16 protein-coding genes are annotated in these 14,961 nt (G+C 46.8%); 12 read left to right on the top strand and 4 right to left on the bottom strand.

The window, feature by feature from the left end:
• Positions 1–22 precede the first annotated feature (22 nt).
• The gene (locus IM473_RS00650; RefSeq protein ID WP_287656897.1) at positions 23–1,009 is read right to left on the bottom strand and encodes a vitamin K epoxide reductase family protein; all 987 of its coding nucleotides are present in this window, start codon (positions 1,007–1,009) and stop codon (positions 23–25) included.
• Between the two features lie 177 nt (positions 1,010–1,186).
• The gene (gene btpA / locus IM473_RS00645; protein ID WP_287656896.1) at positions 1,187–2,038 is read right to left on the bottom strand and encodes a photosystem I biogenesis protein BtpA; all 852 of its coding nucleotides are present in this window, start codon (positions 2,036–2,038) and stop codon (positions 1,187–1,189) included.
• 180 nt (positions 2,039–2,218) lie between these two features.
• Between btpA and rimO the strand changes: the two genes are divergently transcribed.
• From rimO to IM473_RS00630, 3 genes are all read left to right on the top strand, one after another.
• Positions 2,219–3,532: a 30S ribosomal protein S12 methylthiotransferase RimO gene (gene rimO / locus IM473_RS00640; protein WP_287656895.1), complete on the top strand. Its 1,314-nt coding sequence runs from the start codon at positions 2,219–2,221 to the stop codon at positions 3,530–3,532.
• A gap of 41 nt (positions 3,533–3,573) precedes the next feature.
• Positions 3,574–5,013, top strand: coding sequence for a DEAD/DEAH box helicase (locus IM473_RS00635; RefSeq protein WP_287656893.1), 1,440 nt, complete (start codon positions 3,574–3,576; stop codon positions 5,011–5,013).
• 225 nt (positions 5,014–5,238) lie between these two features.
• Positions 5,239–5,673, top strand: coding sequence for a DUF4332 domain-containing protein (locus IM473_RS00630; RefSeq protein WP_287656891.1), 435 nt, complete (start codon positions 5,239–5,241; stop codon positions 5,671–5,673).
• Positions 5,674–5,701: 28 nt separating this feature from the next.
• Here IM473_RS00630 and IM473_RS00625 read toward each other — a convergent pair whose 3' ends face one another.
• Positions 5,702–6,055 (bottom strand): phenylpyruvate tautomerase MIF-related protein, encoded by a 354-nt coding sequence (locus IM473_RS00625; protein WP_287656890.1) that lies wholly within the window; start codon positions 6,053–6,055, stop codon positions 5,702–5,704.
• A 410-nt stretch (positions 6,056–6,465) separates the two neighbouring features.
• Here IM473_RS00625 and IM473_RS00620 point away from each other — a divergent pair, with 410 nt between their 5' ends.
• The 5 genes from IM473_RS00620 to IM473_RS00600 are packed head-to-tail and all read left to right on the top strand — an operon-like array spanning position 6,466 to position 8,975.
• A complete protein-coding gene (locus IM473_RS00620; protein ID WP_287656888.1) occupies positions 6,466–7,236 on the top strand; it encodes a hypothetical protein in 771 nt (256 codons plus the stop codon).
• The gene (locus IM473_RS00615) at positions 7,229–8,053 is read left to right on the top strand and encodes a hypothetical protein (RefSeq protein ID WP_287656886.1); all 825 of its coding nucleotides are present in this window, start codon (positions 7,229–7,231) and stop codon (positions 8,051–8,053) included. The genes IM473_RS00620 and IM473_RS00615 overlap by 8 nt, the downstream gene beginning before the upstream one ends.
• A 9-nt stretch (positions 8,054–8,062) precedes the next feature.
• Positions 8,063–8,275: a type II toxin-antitoxin system HicB family antitoxin gene (locus IM473_RS00610; RefSeq protein WP_002753241.1), complete on the top strand. Its 213-nt coding sequence runs from the start codon at positions 8,063–8,065 to the stop codon at positions 8,273–8,275.
• Between the two features lie 22 nt (positions 8,276–8,297).
• The gene (locus IM473_RS00605) at positions 8,298–8,537 is read left to right on the top strand and encodes an antitoxin (RefSeq protein ID WP_287656884.1); all 240 of its coding nucleotides are present in this window, start codon (positions 8,298–8,300) and stop codon (positions 8,535–8,537) included.
• Positions 8,538–8,546: 9 nt separating this feature from the next.
• Positions 8,547–8,975: a type II toxin-antitoxin system VapC family toxin gene (locus IM473_RS00600; protein WP_002788601.1), complete on the top strand. Its 429-nt coding sequence runs from the start codon at positions 8,547–8,549 to the stop codon at positions 8,973–8,975.
• A gap of 4 nt (positions 8,976–8,979) precedes the next feature.
• Here IM473_RS00600 and IM473_RS00595 read toward each other — a convergent pair whose 3' ends face one another.
• Complete coding sequence (locus IM473_RS00595; protein WP_103111475.1) at positions 8,980–9,246, bottom strand: hypothetical protein; 267 nt, start codon at positions 9,244–9,246, stop codon at positions 8,980–8,982.
• 375 nt (positions 9,247–9,621) lie between these two features.
• On the opposite strand from IM473_RS00595, the gene IM473_RS00590 reads away from it, so the two are divergent.
• The 4 genes from IM473_RS00590 (at position 9,622) to IM473_RS00580 (ending at position 14,945) form a co-directional block, all read left to right on the top strand.
• A complete protein-coding gene (locus tag IM473_RS00590; protein WP_287656882.1) occupies positions 9,622–9,981 on the top strand; it encodes a type II toxin-antitoxin system RelE/ParE family toxin in 360 nt (119 codons plus the stop codon).
• Complete coding sequence (locus IM473_RS22440) at positions 9,978–10,304, top strand: helix-turn-helix domain-containing protein (RefSeq protein WP_353738129.1); 327 nt, start codon at positions 9,978–9,980, stop codon at positions 10,302–10,304. The genes IM473_RS00590 and IM473_RS22440 overlap by 4 nt, the downstream gene beginning before the upstream one ends.
• Positions 10,305–10,528: 224 nt before the next feature.
• On the top strand, positions 10,529–13,789 hold the full coding sequence (locus IM473_RS00585; RefSeq protein WP_407069677.1) for a CHAT domain-containing protein: 3,261 nt from the start codon (positions 10,529–10,531) through the stop codon (positions 13,787–13,789).
• A gap of 349 nt (positions 13,790–14,138) precedes the next feature.
• The gene (locus IM473_RS00580; RefSeq protein ID WP_287690305.1) at positions 14,139–14,945 is read left to right on the top strand and encodes a Uma2 family endonuclease; all 807 of its coding nucleotides are present in this window, start codon (positions 14,139–14,141) and stop codon (positions 14,943–14,945) included.
• Positions 14,946–14,961 lie beyond the last annotated feature (16 nt).

The following is a 14,961-nucleotide window of genomic DNA, read 5'->3' as shown; positions in this document are numbered from 1 at the left end:
CAGTATAAATTTTAACTCTTTCCTACTTACGTCCCGGAACTGTATATTTAAAATTCATCGGGCCGGTATAACCAGAAACCTCCGCTAATTTCTCTAATCTTTGGGTTCCCGAATATTCTTGACCCTTAATAATCCAAGTGGGGAAACCTTTAATTCCGGCATCGCGACAAGCTTGGGGATTACCATTAACCCCTTGGGGATCGCATTCGATATAAACCCCTTCTTTTTTGAGGATTTCTCCCGCTTCCTTACCAAATAACTGTTTTTGATCGTAACAGTGGGGACACCAAAAAGCCCCGTATTCTTTCGCACCAATTGCTTTTAAATGTTTAGCCAGGGCAATTTCTGCCTCTCCCGAAACCGTGGTTACTTCCCAACCGTAGGGGGGTGTAGCCGCTGTCATTGGCCGGGTAATTTCTTCTTTTCCTCCTGCCACCGTCGGGGAATTTACTCCCGCATAAACCGCTAAAGTTCCCACAAAAGTAATCATGGCCACTACAACCATCGGCAGTATAATTTGTCCTAAACTTTCCCATTCGCGACCGACAATTGTGAGAATTAATAAGGTTAAAGCGAACAAAGCCGAAGTGATGCAGTAGGGACACAATTCCTTTAATTCCGTGGCTAGAACATACATTAAATAACCACTAAATACCGCCATCGCCGTCGCCCCCGCTAACAGCAATAACCAGGTATTATTTTCTAAACTTTTGCGGAGATTTTTCTGAGTTTCCCCATTGATAAATAGAGGACTGAGGGCAAAAACCGCCATGGCAATATAGGCCAAAAAACCGAACAAACTCAAGGGCAGCCCGAAAACCGTAGCGTAGGGACTATTAAGAACACCACTACAACCAGCCCCATCACTAGCCCCGGCGGTACAGGCTGCAGCCCCTCCCGTCAGTTTGGTAATGGTTAAATAGCCGGTCAGAATCGCCCCCACGATCGAAACGCCCCCAATTAGGGGCCGGGAGTAGCGATGAATCCAAGGTACAGAACGACGACGCATAATATTATTTAGATTAAATTACAGCAGAATTCAGGAGTCAGGAGTCAGGAGAGAAATCTAAATGTACTTTGTTGAAAGGAAAAATTCCCTAACCATATTGTGTTAATTAGGACGTTTTCAATTCCTAAAAACTTAGGATAGCTATCCCCTGAAACTATCCGCCATTCTAGCAAGGGGTTATGTGGACAGGGGCAAAGAAGGGAGAGAATTATTAATTTTTGCCTTTTGATCGTTGATCAGGCGTGCCGTTTCCACAAATTGCGACACCCGGATCGGATCCACCGGTTCAGTAATTTTGCCATGACGCTTGAGGGAACTAGCCACGATCACCCCATCGGCAGCCGGCAGCAACCGCCCGATATTGTCCAAATCAGCCCCGCTGCCGATAAAAACCGGTGTTCCCTTGGCCGCCGCCACTGCCAGTTCCAAATCCTCAAAACTGGGGGGGCTACCGGTAGCCCAACCAGAGAGGATCACCCCGTCTGCTAGTCCCCGTTCGATCGTATCTTGAACTGCTGTAGTCAGATTAGGGGTTCCCAAGGGGCGGCCGTGTTTAACCAAAACATCCGCTAAAATTTTGACCTCAGACCCCAATTCGCGCCGATAACGCAGAAGTTCGTGGGCCTGACCCTCAATAATGCCCTGATCGGTAGCCATAACCCCCGTTAGCACATTAACCCGAATAAATTGGGCATTGACACAGGTAGCGATCGCTAAGGCACTATGGGCATCATTGCGGAGAACATTAAGACCAATCGGTAAGACCACCAGATTTTTAATGCGATCAACAATTAAAGTCATGGCACTAACCACGGCTGGATCCACCTGTTGCTTAGTAAAGGGGGCATCAAAAAAATTCTCGATAATCAAACCATCAACACCACCGGCAGCCAAAGCCGTCGCCTCCTGTTCAGCCCGCTCGATCACCGTCTTGAGACTACCACCCCAACGGGGGGAAGTGGGCAGGGGGGCGAGATGAACCACGCCAATAATCGGGTTTTTTGTCTTGAAAGTTGCAATTAAGTTCACAGCGTCTACTACTCTTAGCGTACCCAACCATGCGCCGCCCACCCATTTTAACAGGGTGAAGGCCTAGCCACGGGCCACCGGGGGGAAATTATTTTAACTGCTAATGATTTTATCAAGTCCGGAATCCGTTAAAATGTCTTAACATTAAATAAGTTTAAGATTTGGTTGATACTCGATCGCATGGGCAATAAGCCAACCATCGCTATCTCACACCTAGGCTGTGAGAAAAACCGGATCGACTCCGAGCATATGTTAGGACTGCTGGCCAAGGCCGGCTATCCCGTAGATAATGACGAGGAGTTGGCCGATTACGTTATCGTTAATACCTGTAGTTTCATTCAAGCAGCTAGAGAAGAATCCGTTCGCACCCTCGTGGAACTGGCGGAAGCTAATAAAAAAATTATTATCTCCGGCTGTATGGCCCAACATTTCCAAGATGAACTCCTGACGGAATTGCCGGAAGCCGTGGCCATTGTCGGCACAGGGGATTATCAGAAAATTGTCGAGATCGTGGCACGGGTAGAGACGGGAGAACGAGTCAAAGAAGTCAGCACCGATCCCACTTTTATCGCCGACGAAAATCTGCCCCGTTATCGCACCACCAGCGAGGGAGTCGCCTATCTGCGGGTGGCCGAAGGCTGCGATTATCGCTGTGCTTTCTGTATTATTCCCCAGCTGCGCGGTGATCAAAGATCCCGTTCGATCGAGTCCATTGTGGCCGAAGCGCGACAATTGGCCAGCCAAGGGGTCCAAGAATTAATTCTCATTTCGCAAATAACAACCAATTATGGGTTAGACTTATATGGCGAACCCAAATTAGCGGAACTCTTGCGAGCGCTGGGAGAAGTCGATATACCTTGGATTCGCGTTCACTACGCTTACCCGACCGGGTTAACGCCAAAGGTTATCGAGGCGATCCGAGAGACCCCGAATGTTTTACCCTATCTAGACTTGCCGCTACAGCATTCCCATCCCGACATCCTGCGGGGGATGAACCGTCCCTGGCAAGGACGAGTCAACGATGGCATTATCGAGCGGATCAAGCAAGCTATCCCGAACGCGGTTTTACGAACGACTTTTATCGTCGGTTTCCCCGGAGAAACCGAGGAACATTTCAGCCATCTGCTGGAATTTGTCAATCGTCATGAGTTCGATCACGTCGGGGTGTTTACCTTCTCCGCCGAAGAAGGTACAGCCGCTTTTGACCTGCCCAATCCAGTGCCACAGGCAATTATGGACGAACGCCGCGAAAGGTTGATGTTAACTCAGCAACCAATCTCGGAGCGCAAAAATCAAGCTTATATAGGTCACACTGTCGATGTTCTCATCGAACAGGAAAACCCAGAAACAGGAGAATTAATCGGGCGCTCGGCTCGTTTTTCCCCGGAAGTGGATGGCTTGGTTTATGTGACAGGGGAGGCGATTCTAGGTGCGATCGTACAGGTCCGAATCACTGCGGCCGATACCTACGATCTCTACGGCGAAATAGTCTAATTTTTCCATTTTTCTAATTTAATTCCCACAAAACAATCCCTATGACCACTGGTTTCAACAATTTAGGTTTATCCGATAGCCGTCTTCAACACCTAGAAACGCTTGGATTCACCACCCCCACCGAAATTCAAACCAAAGCCATCCCTCTCCTTCTAGAAGGGCATGACATGGTAGGAATGTCACAAACGGGAACCGGCAAAACCGCCGCCTATTCCCTGCCTTTACTGGAACGCATGGACACCAAAAATCCTAACGTTCAAGCTTTAATCCTCACCCCCACCCGGGAATTAGCCCAACAGGTAGCCAGCGCCATCAAAGATTTCTCTGATGATCGTCGTCTCTTTATCCTGACAGTCTGTGGTGGTCAATCCATGGAACGTCAGATCCGCAGTCTGGAAAAAGGTGTCCAGATTGTGGTCGGGACTCCCGGCCGGGTAATCGATCTACTCGATCGCAAAAAACTCCATCTAGAATCCCTAAACTGGGTAGTCCTCGATGAAGCGGACGAAATGCTCAGTATGGGTTTTATTGATGATGTGAAGAAAATTCTGCAAGCATCCCCCTCCACCCGTCAAACCGCCTGTTTCTCGGCCACTATGCCCCGGGAAATCCGCGATTTAATCGCTAATTTCTTGAAATCTCCCATTTCTGTGACGGTTTCTCAACCCCAGGCCGCTCCTGCTAAGATCGAGCAGAAAATTTATCTGATCCCTCGCGGTTGGACGAAATTAAAAGTCCTGCAACCCCTGTTAGAGATCGAACCCCTAGAATCGGCGATTATTTTCGTCCGCACCAAGCAAACCGCGGCCGAATTAACCAGCAAACTGCAAGAAGCGGGGCAAACGGTGGATGAATACCACGGTAACTTAAGCCAAGTGCAACGGGAACGACTGGTGCAACGTTTCCGCGAGGGCAAAATTAAATTGGTGGTAGCCACGGATATCGCGGCCCGCGGTCTAGATGTGGAAAATCTCAGCCACGTTATTAACTATGATCTGCCGGATAATGCCGAAACCTATATTCACCGCATTGGTCGCACGGGCCGCGCCGGTAAAACGGGAACTGCTATATCTTTAGTAGAACCGATCGATCGGCGTTTATTACGTCAGATTGAACAGCGTTTGCGTCAACGTCTGGAATCTAGTCCCATTCCTAGTCGCACCGAAGTGGAAGCAAAACGCCTGGCCAAGCTGCAAAATCAGCTAAAAGAGGCTTTATCGGGGGAACGTATGGCTTCTTTCTTGCCTTTAGTGCGGGATTTAAGTGAAGAATACGATCCCCAAGCGATCGCGGCGGCTGCCCTGCAAATGATCTACGATCAAAATTGTCCCCAGTGGATGAAAACCGATTGGGAAGTTCCCGCAGCGGCCAGCAGTAAACCGGTGATTAATAAAACTCCCCGCAGTGGTGGTAATAAGTATCCCTCTAAGTCGAATAACCGTCCTTCCCTGGACAAAAAAATCGTCTTTCAAGAACGTTAATTTTTAGTTCTTGAATAGATAATTTTAAGAGTTGATAGACCGTTTTGGTTCTATCAACTTTTTTTCTGTGTACAATTCATAAAAACTACACGTCAAATTCCTCCCTTTTCCCCTTAAAAAAGGGGATACCGAAGCTAGGGGGAGCGATTCTCACCAGACATCGACCAGCTAATCTGGGCCTGAAGATAACTGCTATAATCTACTTATCAATAGTTAATAATTTCGATGAATCGATCGCAACTTATCCACAGGCAAAGCTGGTTAATTGAACATTTGCCGGGGTTAAGTGACCAAGATTGCCAAAAATTAAAGGATTGCGGTATCGACACCACCGCACAACTTTTGCAAAAAGTTCGTCCGCAATTGGGTAAGGAAAAATTAGCGGTAAGAATGCAAATTCAGGCTAAACATATTAATAAGTGGGTGGCAATGGCGGAATTAGCCTCAATTCCCGCCGTGGGTTGTCAATACTGCGGTTTGCTGGTTCATGCCGGTATTGCTTCCATCCCGCAATTGGCACAGACATCAATTCAGCAATTGCATCGACAGATTCTCCGCTTTCAGGTGGCTAATCTGCAAAGACGCGATTTATGTCCCGATATTGCGGTGATGTTAGCTTGGATTGAACAGGCGAAAATCTTAACCAGAGAGTTAAAATAAGCCCTATCTCCGATAATTTTGGCATAAATTAACCAAAAGTACTGCCATTCCATCCCCAAAGATCACCTTTCGCCTCGGCAAATTCTAGATAAATGCGATTTTTCGGTATTCCTAAATAAGCCTCAATTTCTTGACAAAAATCACTACTCATGCTTTTAGTTTGAGCGGCGGAAATAGAACCAACACTTCTAATCTCCATATAACAAACCGGCTCAAAAGTGCCAGCAAAAGTCATTTTTATCCCCGATTCTAAAGCTGTCATCACATAGGATTCGGGTTTTCCCAGATGTTTAGCTAATTTAGCCGAAAGACTCTGCAAAAGTTGATTAACCGTCTCATCATCGAGGGAGGTGACAGAAGTTTGAATTTTAATTAGAGGCATAGGAAAAATCTCAGAAATATTTTTCTATAATATAACAGTTTTGATGGCAATCACAGATATTCTTTTGCTTCAGAAGGCTTCAATTATCCAATCCTTCAGAAATTATGAATTATGAATTATGAATTATGAATTATGAATTATGAATTGGGGATAGGCAATCTGGAAAAGTAAATAGGACTAGCTGAATAAGTACCTAAGCAAAATTAATTACACATATCTAACCCCCCTTGCCTTTTGCCTTTTGCCTTTTGCCTTTCTTCACTAGGAAATTTATTTTGCACGACTACTTATCGGTAGCAGCTTTGCTAAAAAATGGTTTTGGGACTTTATTAGCAAAACAACAAATTTTTTGCCGCAAACCCCACATACAGTACAATTATTACAGTTAAGGGTTTGAAAGGCCTAGGATGATGGCAAAGCAATCAAGGGCGATCGCGGTAACAGAACATGACAATAAGTGTCCTGAATGTCTGCACTTGGAGATTTTGGGAGAACCCCTTGCGCCTGAGTCTAAGGGTGTTTTTTCGCTTTTGAAAAAGTCTGATCCAGAGGCGTTTTCCCTATCGGTGCGGATTATTTTTAATCAGCAGTGGCTTGATTTTCGCTTTGGACGGGTTAAGTTTGGTTTGCGGGGGGGAGAGTTACGCTTAAAACTGGAGAATGGCCAAATGCCTTCTGAGTTGAGAAATGAAGCGTTGAAAAAGATTTTAGCAAGGGAGTTGGAGATTGAACGTCAGTTAGGAGGAGAACAGGAAAGCAAGTTTCAACTAGAAGGAACTGTAACTCCTGATTTACCGAAAGCAAGCTTAAAGGGAGTTAGAGAACAGCGTCAGAAAGAGTCCCAGGGGGATAAGTTTCAGCTTAAAATAGCGCAAATTAGTCACAAGGGAGCAAATAATCAGCCTGTGTGGGTGTTCGAGAATAGGACAGGTGAGCCTGTTTTGATTGGGGAATTAGCGGATTCCCTGGGTAAAATGTTAATTGCGGGTGTTCCCTGGAGCGTTGAAGCGACATTTACTCCTGAAATGCGTCAGGTTGTGATTACGGGTTTAGAAAATTTATTTAAAGATGATATTTATCGACACAAAAAATTAAACATATTTGAGTTAGCCTTAGCTAAGTTATTTTTAAAGCATAAAACCCAACCCTATCTAAGTCGTCAGGTATTACGTTATGAGTGATGCAGATTTTATTCGAGAAGTTGAAGAACTGTACCTGCGTCTTGCTAATGCAGATACAGATGATCTGGTTGAGTTAGCTAAACTTGCGGGTTTAGACCCTAAAACAGATTTAGCCGACTCTGTTTGGGTTCCCTATCCCAGCTTTGGGGAATTGATTCGCCAGAACACCTTAGCGGCGGCGGTGCTGACAGATTATCTAAAAGAGCATGGGATAGAGGTAGATGCTGCGGCGGCTGATAATGCTCAAGTGGTACTACCCAAGCTAGGTAAACTGGAAGCTATATTGATTCCTCAAGACTCTGATGGAGAACCGTTGGATTTAAGCCAAATTAGGGTCAATATTGACCTAAATCCGGCAACATTGGCCTATATTTTAGTCGAGTTAGGGGAAGGAGGAGCTTGGTTAACTGGGGTTCTGTTGAGTTCGGACCTGCGCCAAGATTTCCCAGAAGGAGGCGCGGTGTCCTTGGCCATGAGGAAACCTATGTCGGCGCTGTGGGAGGCTTATGGCTGGTGGCAAAAATGCCAGCAAATTACGGCGCAGTTTAGCGATAAACAAGGCTGGTCAGCGCAACAACGAACCGAGACGATCACATTTTTGAACTGGCTCTTGACAAATAGCTCAGAGTATGAACGTCCGATGCTATTAAAGGACTTTTTAGCAGAGAAGGCCAGCGAGAATCATGAGAATTTTAAACCCTCAGCCTCGAATCTCCAAGAGGTAAGGGAAGCAACGCCTGAGCCGTCTTCAGAGGGTGCGGTGGACTGGCTAGAGGTGGCGATGGATTTGCTTGATGAATTGGGAAAATGTATTTAAAAAATAATCATGAAAAGCATTAAAATAATTGTCGAAAAACACCCAGATGGCTATATTGCTTATCCTTTAGGTATTGAAGGTGTTGTCATTGGCGAAGGCGAATCATATCAAGAAGTGCTAGAAGATGCGAAATCAGCACTCCGTTTTCATATTGAAACCTTTGGAGTAGAAGTTTTAGATACTGAATATTCTGTCTTAGAAGCGTCTATTATAGTAAGGTGATCATTAACAAAGAGGTCAACAGATGCAAAACTTACGTCAGGTTTCTTTACTAACAAGTGGACAAGAGCAAGTCTTAACTATTCCTCCTGAACTTGCCCTATCAAGCACAGAGGTTTTGTTACGCAAAGAAGGTCATCGCTTAATCATTGAGCCGATTTCTTCTGGTTCTCTACTTTCTTTGCTGATTACTTTGCCAGACATTACAGACAATTTTCCTGATATAGATGAAGGGTTGCTTCCCCTTGATGACATTACATTTTAGTACCACCCAATGACCTATCAATATCTTCTTGATACTAACATCCTATCACATTTGATCAGGTATCCCCAAGGTCAGGTTTTCCAGCATATTGTGGATGTCGGCGAAGAAAGCGTTTGTACGAGCATCATTGTGGCGTGTGAATTAAGATTTGGAGTGGTTAAAAGTGGTTCCTCCCGTCTGGTGCAGCAACTAGAACGCATCCTGGAGTTCTTGACAGTTTTGCCATTAGAATCAACTGTAGATAAGCACTATGCCCTAATTCGTAAACATTTGGAGCAAGCAGGAACCCCAATCGGTCCAAATGATTTACTGATTGCTGCTCATTCTCTAGCGCTTGATCTGACTCTTGTTACCGCAAATACTCGTGAATTTGAGCGTGTGCCTGCTTTGAAGTTAGAGAATTGGTTGATTGATTCTGTAATAATTTTTGGGGGATAATTTGTCATAAATGATCTTGCTGATGATGGTTTTGGATATATTCTGCCACTACTTTTTTGCGGTTTTCTCGCAATGACAAATCAGGTGGAGCATTTTCTAAAAGATGCTGAGGATGACCTCCCCGGCGTTGTAATAAAGTTTTACGCGGTTTTAAGCTTTGCCAATGTTCGTAAATGAGTTTTTTTAGAAGTTCTTCTGAGCTAATATTCTCTTCAGAAATGATGTCCGCTAGATAGTTCTCGGTTTCTCGATCTAGATTAATGGATAACATTGTTACCTCATAGGATAAATCAACATCTTTGATTATAGTAGAATGTAGGGTGCGTTAGACGACAATCTCTGCTCAAACTTGAATCTAATAATCCGTCGTAACGCACCACATCTATCCCTTGTTCCAAGGCTCTGCCTTAAAGTAGTCTTTAGTGAGAATTTGAGGCAATTAAAATAATTTTTGTTCAGGTAGATTCCTTGACTAGAAAGACTTTTGGTCTTGAGATAATATTAGGTCGAGGTCTAATTGAGTCTTATTGACAAATTGCTGAAGAGTTAAATCAAGTGGGATTCCTCGTTTTGGTCAAGTTCTGAGTGCGATTAAGCGGCAGAATGGTCGGCTTGACTTTATGCCAATTTGTCATATACTCTAGTTATGATCTGGATAGTTCTTTACCACGATGAGTTCGACGCTTGGCTGAACGAGCAAGATGAGAGCTTACAAGATGCGCTCTTGTTCTCCATCGAGCTTCTTCAAGCTGAAGGACCAATGCTCGGACGGCCCTATGTTGATACCGTCAAAGGGAGTAAGTACCCGAACCTGAAAGAACTTCGGGTACAGCACAGGGGGGAGCCGTGGCGGGTGCTCTTTGCCTTCGACCCAAAACGAAGAGCGATTATCTTGCTTGGAGGGAATAAGACAGGAAGCGGTTCCAACTGGTACAAGGAAAATATCCGTATCGCCGACAAGAGGTTTGAAGAACACCTACGCAGCATGAAGGAGGAGGGGAAATGATTAGTCACGAGGAGAAAATGGCTTCGCTGTCCCCGGAAAGGAGGGCACGCATACAAGCACGCGCCGAGGAGACTCTGAAGGAGATCCGAGCGATTCGAGAACTTCGCTCCCATCTCGGTCTCACACAAGAGGAGTTGGCCGAACGAGTGGGAGTATCTCAGTCGCAAATCTCTCGACTAGAGAATGGGTCACGGGGTCTTACCTTCGAGGACTTTTCCAACTTTGTGCGTTCACTTGGTGGAGAGTGGCATCTCACCGTCAAGCTTCCTGACTTCGGAGCCATTCAGGTTGTAGGCAGTTCTGATTTCCCAAAAGAAGAGTAACATTGTTGAGAAAAGATGATCGCGTTTTTCCTCTACATTCTACATTGTGTAATTCAGAAAAATAGAATGTAGGGTGCGTATTTACGGCGACAATTTCTGCTTAAACTTAAATCTAACAATCCGTCGTAACGCACCACATCTATCATTAATTTAACTACTACTTGGTGCGTTACGCTATCTGGGTGCGTTACGCTATCGAAGAGCGCACCCTACTAAAAACAATCATGAACGAAGCAAGAATAGAAGCTTACTTAGCCCTAATCCAAGCGCTCCTCCAGTGCGAAAATGGTCAGGAACCAGCGCTATTACAAGCTAATGCGGAATTACTTGATGCAGGCTTAGTCGCTGTGATGAAGCAGTATGCAGACTTCTTAGAACAGCAAGGACAAAGCAATAACGGGAGATGGTTGCTGAATATGGCGCAACAGTTAGAACAATTTTTAGAACCGCCCAGAGACAACCAAAACCCCTACATCAGTTTTTTACAAACCCTACTGGAAACTGTCGAGGAAAGTGACGGAAACCGCCAAGCAATTTATCCCCTGCTCGACAATAACCTCCATCTCTTAGATGAAAACTTACTTAACCTCCTCCGTGCTTGGGGAAATCAAACCAAGGAACAAGCCAGTCCAGAGGAAACCAACCAACTAGGGACATTATTCTATTCTCTTGCTGATGTTTTTGATGAATTTCCTAAAGGTAATCCACGCATTAACCTAGACATCGCCATCTATGGATACGAATTTTGCGCCACTATCTGCCGCCAACCCGGATTAGAAAGGGGATTAGCCGCAACCCTGACTAATCTGGGCAATGCCTACTGGACCCAAGCCGAATTGGGTCAAGAGCCGGTAGCCAACCTAGAACGGGCGATCGCCAACTACACCGAAGCCACCACAACTTACCGCCAACCGGGATTAGAAAGGGATTTAGCCCAAACCCTGACTAATCTGGGCGTAGCCTACCAGACCCAAGCCGAATTGGGTCAAGAGCCGGTAGCCAACCTAGAACGGGCGATCGCCAACTACACCGAAGCCGCCACCATCTTCCGCCAACCCGGATTAGAAAGGGAATTAGCCCAAACCCTCAATAATCTGGGCAATGCCTACTGGACCCAAGCCCAATTGGGTCAAGAGCCGGTAGCCAACCTAGAACGGGCGATCGCCAACCACACCGAAGCCGCCACCATCCGCCGCCAACCCGGATTAGAAAGGGATTTAGCCCAAACCCTCAATAATCTGGGCAATGCCTACTGGACCCAAGCCCAATTGGGTCAAGAGCCGGTAGCCAACCTAGAACGGGCGATCGCCAACTACACCGAAGCCGCCACCATCCGCCGCCAACCGGGATTAGAAAGGGAATTAGCCGCAACCCTGAATAATCTGGGCGCAGCCTACGTCACCCAAGCCGAACTGGGTCAAGAGCCGGTAGCCAACCTAGAACGGGCGATCGCCAACTACACCGAAGCCGCCACCATCTTCCGCCAACCCGGATTAGAAAGGGATTTAGCCCAAACCCTCAATAATCTGGGCGTAGCCTACAGGACCCAAGCCCAATTGGGTCAAGAGCCGGTAGCCAACCTAGAACGGGCGATCGCCTTTTATCGAGAGGCACTTTCCTTTCTCAACCCCACTCTCTTACCGGCTGACACCCTCAGAACTGGACGGAACCTCGGCAACTTGGGCTTTAAGCAGGGCTGGTGGGACATTGCCTTAGAAGGCTACAGGGTTGCCGTGGAAGCCGTTGAACAAAGCCGCGCCTGGGCTACCAGCGAAGCCCTGCGCCAAGAAATTGTCCGCAAGTCTATCGGCGTTTATGAAAACCTAATCCAAGCCGCCGTTAACCAGGGCGACCTCTCCCTGGCGCTGCGAACCGTCGAACGTTCCCGCTCCAAACGCCTTGCCGACCTAATCGCCATCAGCGACCTCTACGCCGATGGGCGCATCCCCCCAGAAATACAAGCCTGGTATCAGCAACTTCAGGACAGCCGCCGCAGCAAATCCCAACTCGCTCAAGACCGTCCTGAACTGTCCAAAGACGATAGACCATCCTTGACCCCTGCACTAAGCGGCAACACCCGCGCTAGCTTTGCCTCTGAACAACTCCTCGCCGCCGAAGCCGCTGAACGTCAAGCCTGGGAAGCTCTCTACCGCTTTGATGCCATTACCGCCCAACTTCAGCAACCCCAACCCCAACCTCGCCTTGATGAGTTAATGGCGCTGCTCCCCTCTCCCCAGACCGCCCTCCTCAGCTTCTACACCACCGCCACCCATACCCACATCTTTGTCCTGCGTCGCCCCTCCCGGGATGGCGGGGAAGGGGTCAACTGCCACACTATTCCCAATCCCCCGGAGTCGGCCAACGACCTGCAAAACTGGCTGGTCGAAAACTGGGTTAACCCCTACATTGCGATTAATCAAGCAGAGACCGCCCAATCCCGCCAGCAGCGTCGGGAGGAGTGGCACCAAGCTATGGCCGCTCGTCTGCAAGAATTGGCAACCCGCCTGCAATTCGATACCCTCATCCAACAGCACCTCCAGGGCATCACTGACTTAATCCTGATTCCCCACCTCTTTCTGCACCAAATTCCCTTCGACCTTCTACCCACCGCCGAAGGCAAACTACTGGGCGATCGCTTTCGCCTTCAGTTTGTCCCCAGTACCAAAATTCTGGGACTGTGCCAAGAGCGATCGCAACCCACTCCCGACACCCTGGGGATTGTGGAAAACACCACAGAGGATTTGCCCTATACTCCCCTAGAGTGTGAGTGGGTCGCCCAAACCTGGAATGTGCCTCGCCAACGGCGGCTACAGGGGCGCACAGTCACCGCCGACTCTTATCTGCAACTGCTCAAACAAGTGCAGGCCCTACTTTCCAGCCACCACGCCACCAGTCGCCCCGATGATCCTCTCAACTCCCACCTCGTCCTAGACGGGGAGCAAAAAGTCACCTTGCGGGATTTAATTAGTCCCTCGTGGCGCTTTCCGGAATTGTCGGAAGTGTTTCTCTCCTGTTGTGAAACTGGTCTCAGTTTTGCCAGTTTCCGAGATGAGGAGGGAAACCTGCGACGGGAATTACTGGACGAACCCCTCAGCTTAGGTACAGGCTTTCTGCTGGGGGGCGCTCGAAGTGTGATCAGTAGTCATTGGGCCGTGACTGACCTAGCCACAACGCTGTTTTCGCGGGAGTACCATCGCGCACGACGGGCCGGAGAGGAACGCTTAACGGCTCTACATCAGGCTCGCCAAGCGTTGCGGGAGACTTGCCAAAAAGACTGGCGGGACAGTTTAGATGCCGATTTGAAGCAGGCTTTCCAGACTTGGCAACAAATGCGCCGCGCCCAAGACCCCAACACCGATGCCGCTGGGGCCAATTATCAAAAAATCGGCGAATTGATCAAGTGGCTTGACGAATTTGCTCCCGATGCAGTGCCTTTTCAGGATTATCGTTACTGGGGGGCGTTCTACTGTCTGGGACTTCCTTAAAATTAGGAATTATTTCCTTGTTGCAAGTAAAATGTAGTAAAATGTAGGGTGCGTTAGACGGCGACAATCTTTGCTTAAACTTAAATCTAACAATCCGTCGTAACGCACCACACCTATCATTAATTTATTTGGTGCGTTGCTAGAGAAAAATTTGGGGTACGGGCGAAGCATTCGGATAGGAAATCTACGGTTTCAGCGATAGGTTATGCCCAAATGCTTCGCCCCTACAGGATTCTCAAAACCTTGTACCTGTTTTGCAAAAAAATATCCTAAAACTCTTATCTAGTCTATATTTCACATTTATTCAGTAAACCCTAATTAAATAAATGTCCCAGCCAGGGGAAAAACTATGACAACTCTCGACATTTTACCAGAAGTTACCTGTCCTCCCACCGATTTATGGAGTGATGAACCACCCTTGGAAAGTGATTTACACCTGCAACAGATCATAATTCTTCTCAGTTGTCTAGAATTATTATGGCAAGAGAAAAACGATTACTACGCTTCCGGTAATCTGACTATCTACTATAACGAAGAACAACTGAAAAAGCGCGATTTCTGCGGTCCTGATTTTTTTGTGGTTTTAGATACAGAAAAACGTCCCCGCAAAAGTTGGGTGGTTTGGGGAGAACAGGGTAAATATCCCAATGTGATCGTGGAGATTATTTCCGATTCTACGGCCAATATTGACCGCACTAAAAAGAAAATTCTCTACCAAAATACTTTTCGCACTCCTAATTATTTTTGGTTCGATCCTAATACCTTAGAATTCCAAGGATTTACGATACTTGAGGGACAATATCAAGCTATTTCTCCCAATGACCGGGGTTATCTATGGAGTGAACAGTTAGGATTATATTTAGGCATATTTGACCGTAAACTGCGTTATTTTACCGCCGATGGTCAATTGGTTCCCACTCCCCAAGAAGCTGAATTACAGCAAAGACAAGCAAAGGAACAGGCTCTTTTAGAAAAAGAACAGGAACGACAGGGAAAAGAACAGGCTCTTTTAGAAAAAGAACAGATTCTTTTAGAAAAGGAACAAGAACGACAGGGAAAAGAACAGGCTCTTGTAGAAAAAGAACAAGAACGACAAGCTAAGGAAAGATTAGCGGCAAAATTACGAGAATTAGGCATCAACCCCCAGACAATTTAGCCGGTCAAAATCTTCA

The sequence above is a fragment of the Microcystis sp. M015S2 genome (genome assembly GCF_020245945.1).
Lineage (GTDB): Bacteria > Cyanobacteriota > Cyanobacteriia > Cyanobacteriales > Microcystaceae > Microcystis.
The sequence above is the reverse complement of the archived record's forward strand: the minus strand, read 5'-3'. Positions and strand labels throughout refer to the sequence as shown.

Bases quoted from the DNA above. Each gene is read 5' to 3' on its own strand.
- IM473_RS22440 (WP_353738129.1), top strand. From the start codon at position 9,978: ATGATTAGTCACGAGGAGAAAATGGCTTCGCTGTCCCCGGAAAGGAGG.
- IM473_RS00595 (WP_103111475.1), bottom strand. From the start codon at position 9,246: ATGTTATCCATTAATCTAGATCGAGAAACCGAGAACTATCTAGCGGAC.
- IM473_RS00615 (WP_287656886.1), top strand. From the start codon at position 7,229: ATGAGTGATGCAGATTTTATTCGAGAAGTTGAAGAACTGTACCTGCGT.
- IM473_RS00590 (WP_287656882.1), top strand. From the start codon at position 9,622: ATGATCTGGATAGTTCTTTACCACGATGAGTTCGACGCTTGGCTGAAC.
- rimO (WP_287656895.1), top strand. From the start codon at position 2,219: ATGGGCAATAAGCCAACCATCGCTATCTCACACCTAGGCTGTGAGAAA.
- IM473_RS00620 (WP_287656888.1), top strand. From the start codon at position 6,466: ATGGCAAAGCAATCAAGGGCGATCGCGGTAACAGAACATGACAATAAG.
- IM473_RS00650 (WP_287656897.1), bottom strand. From the start codon at position 1,009: ATGCGTCGTCGTTCTGTACCTTGGATTCATCGCTACTCCCGGCCCCTA.
- IM473_RS00610 (WP_002753241.1), top strand. From the start codon at position 8,063: ATGAAAAGCATTAAAATAATTGTCGAAAAACACCCAGATGGCTATATT.
- IM473_RS00625 (WP_287656890.1), bottom strand. From the start codon at position 6,055: ATGCCTCTAATTAAAATTCAAACTTCTGTCACCTCCCTCGATGATGAG.
- IM473_RS00630 (WP_287656891.1), top strand. From the start codon at position 5,239: ATGAATCGATCGCAACTTATCCACAGGCAAAGCTGGTTAATTGAACAT.
- IM473_RS00635 (WP_287656893.1), top strand. From the start codon at position 3,574: ATGACCACTGGTTTCAACAATTTAGGTTTATCCGATAGCCGTCTTCAA.
- IM473_RS00605 (WP_287656884.1), top strand. From the start codon at position 8,298: ATGCAAAACTTACGTCAGGTTTCTTTACTAACAAGTGGACAAGAGCAA.
- IM473_RS00580 (WP_287690305.1), top strand. From the start codon at position 14,139: ATGACAACTCTCGACATTTTACCAGAAGTTACCTGTCCTCCCACCGAT.
- IM473_RS00585 (WP_407069677.1), top strand. From the start codon at position 10,529: ATGAACGAAGCAAGAATAGAAGCTTACTTAGCCCTAATCCAAGCGCTC.
- IM473_RS00600 (WP_002788601.1), top strand. From the start codon at position 8,547: ATGACCTATCAATATCTTCTTGATACTAACATCCTATCACATTTGATC.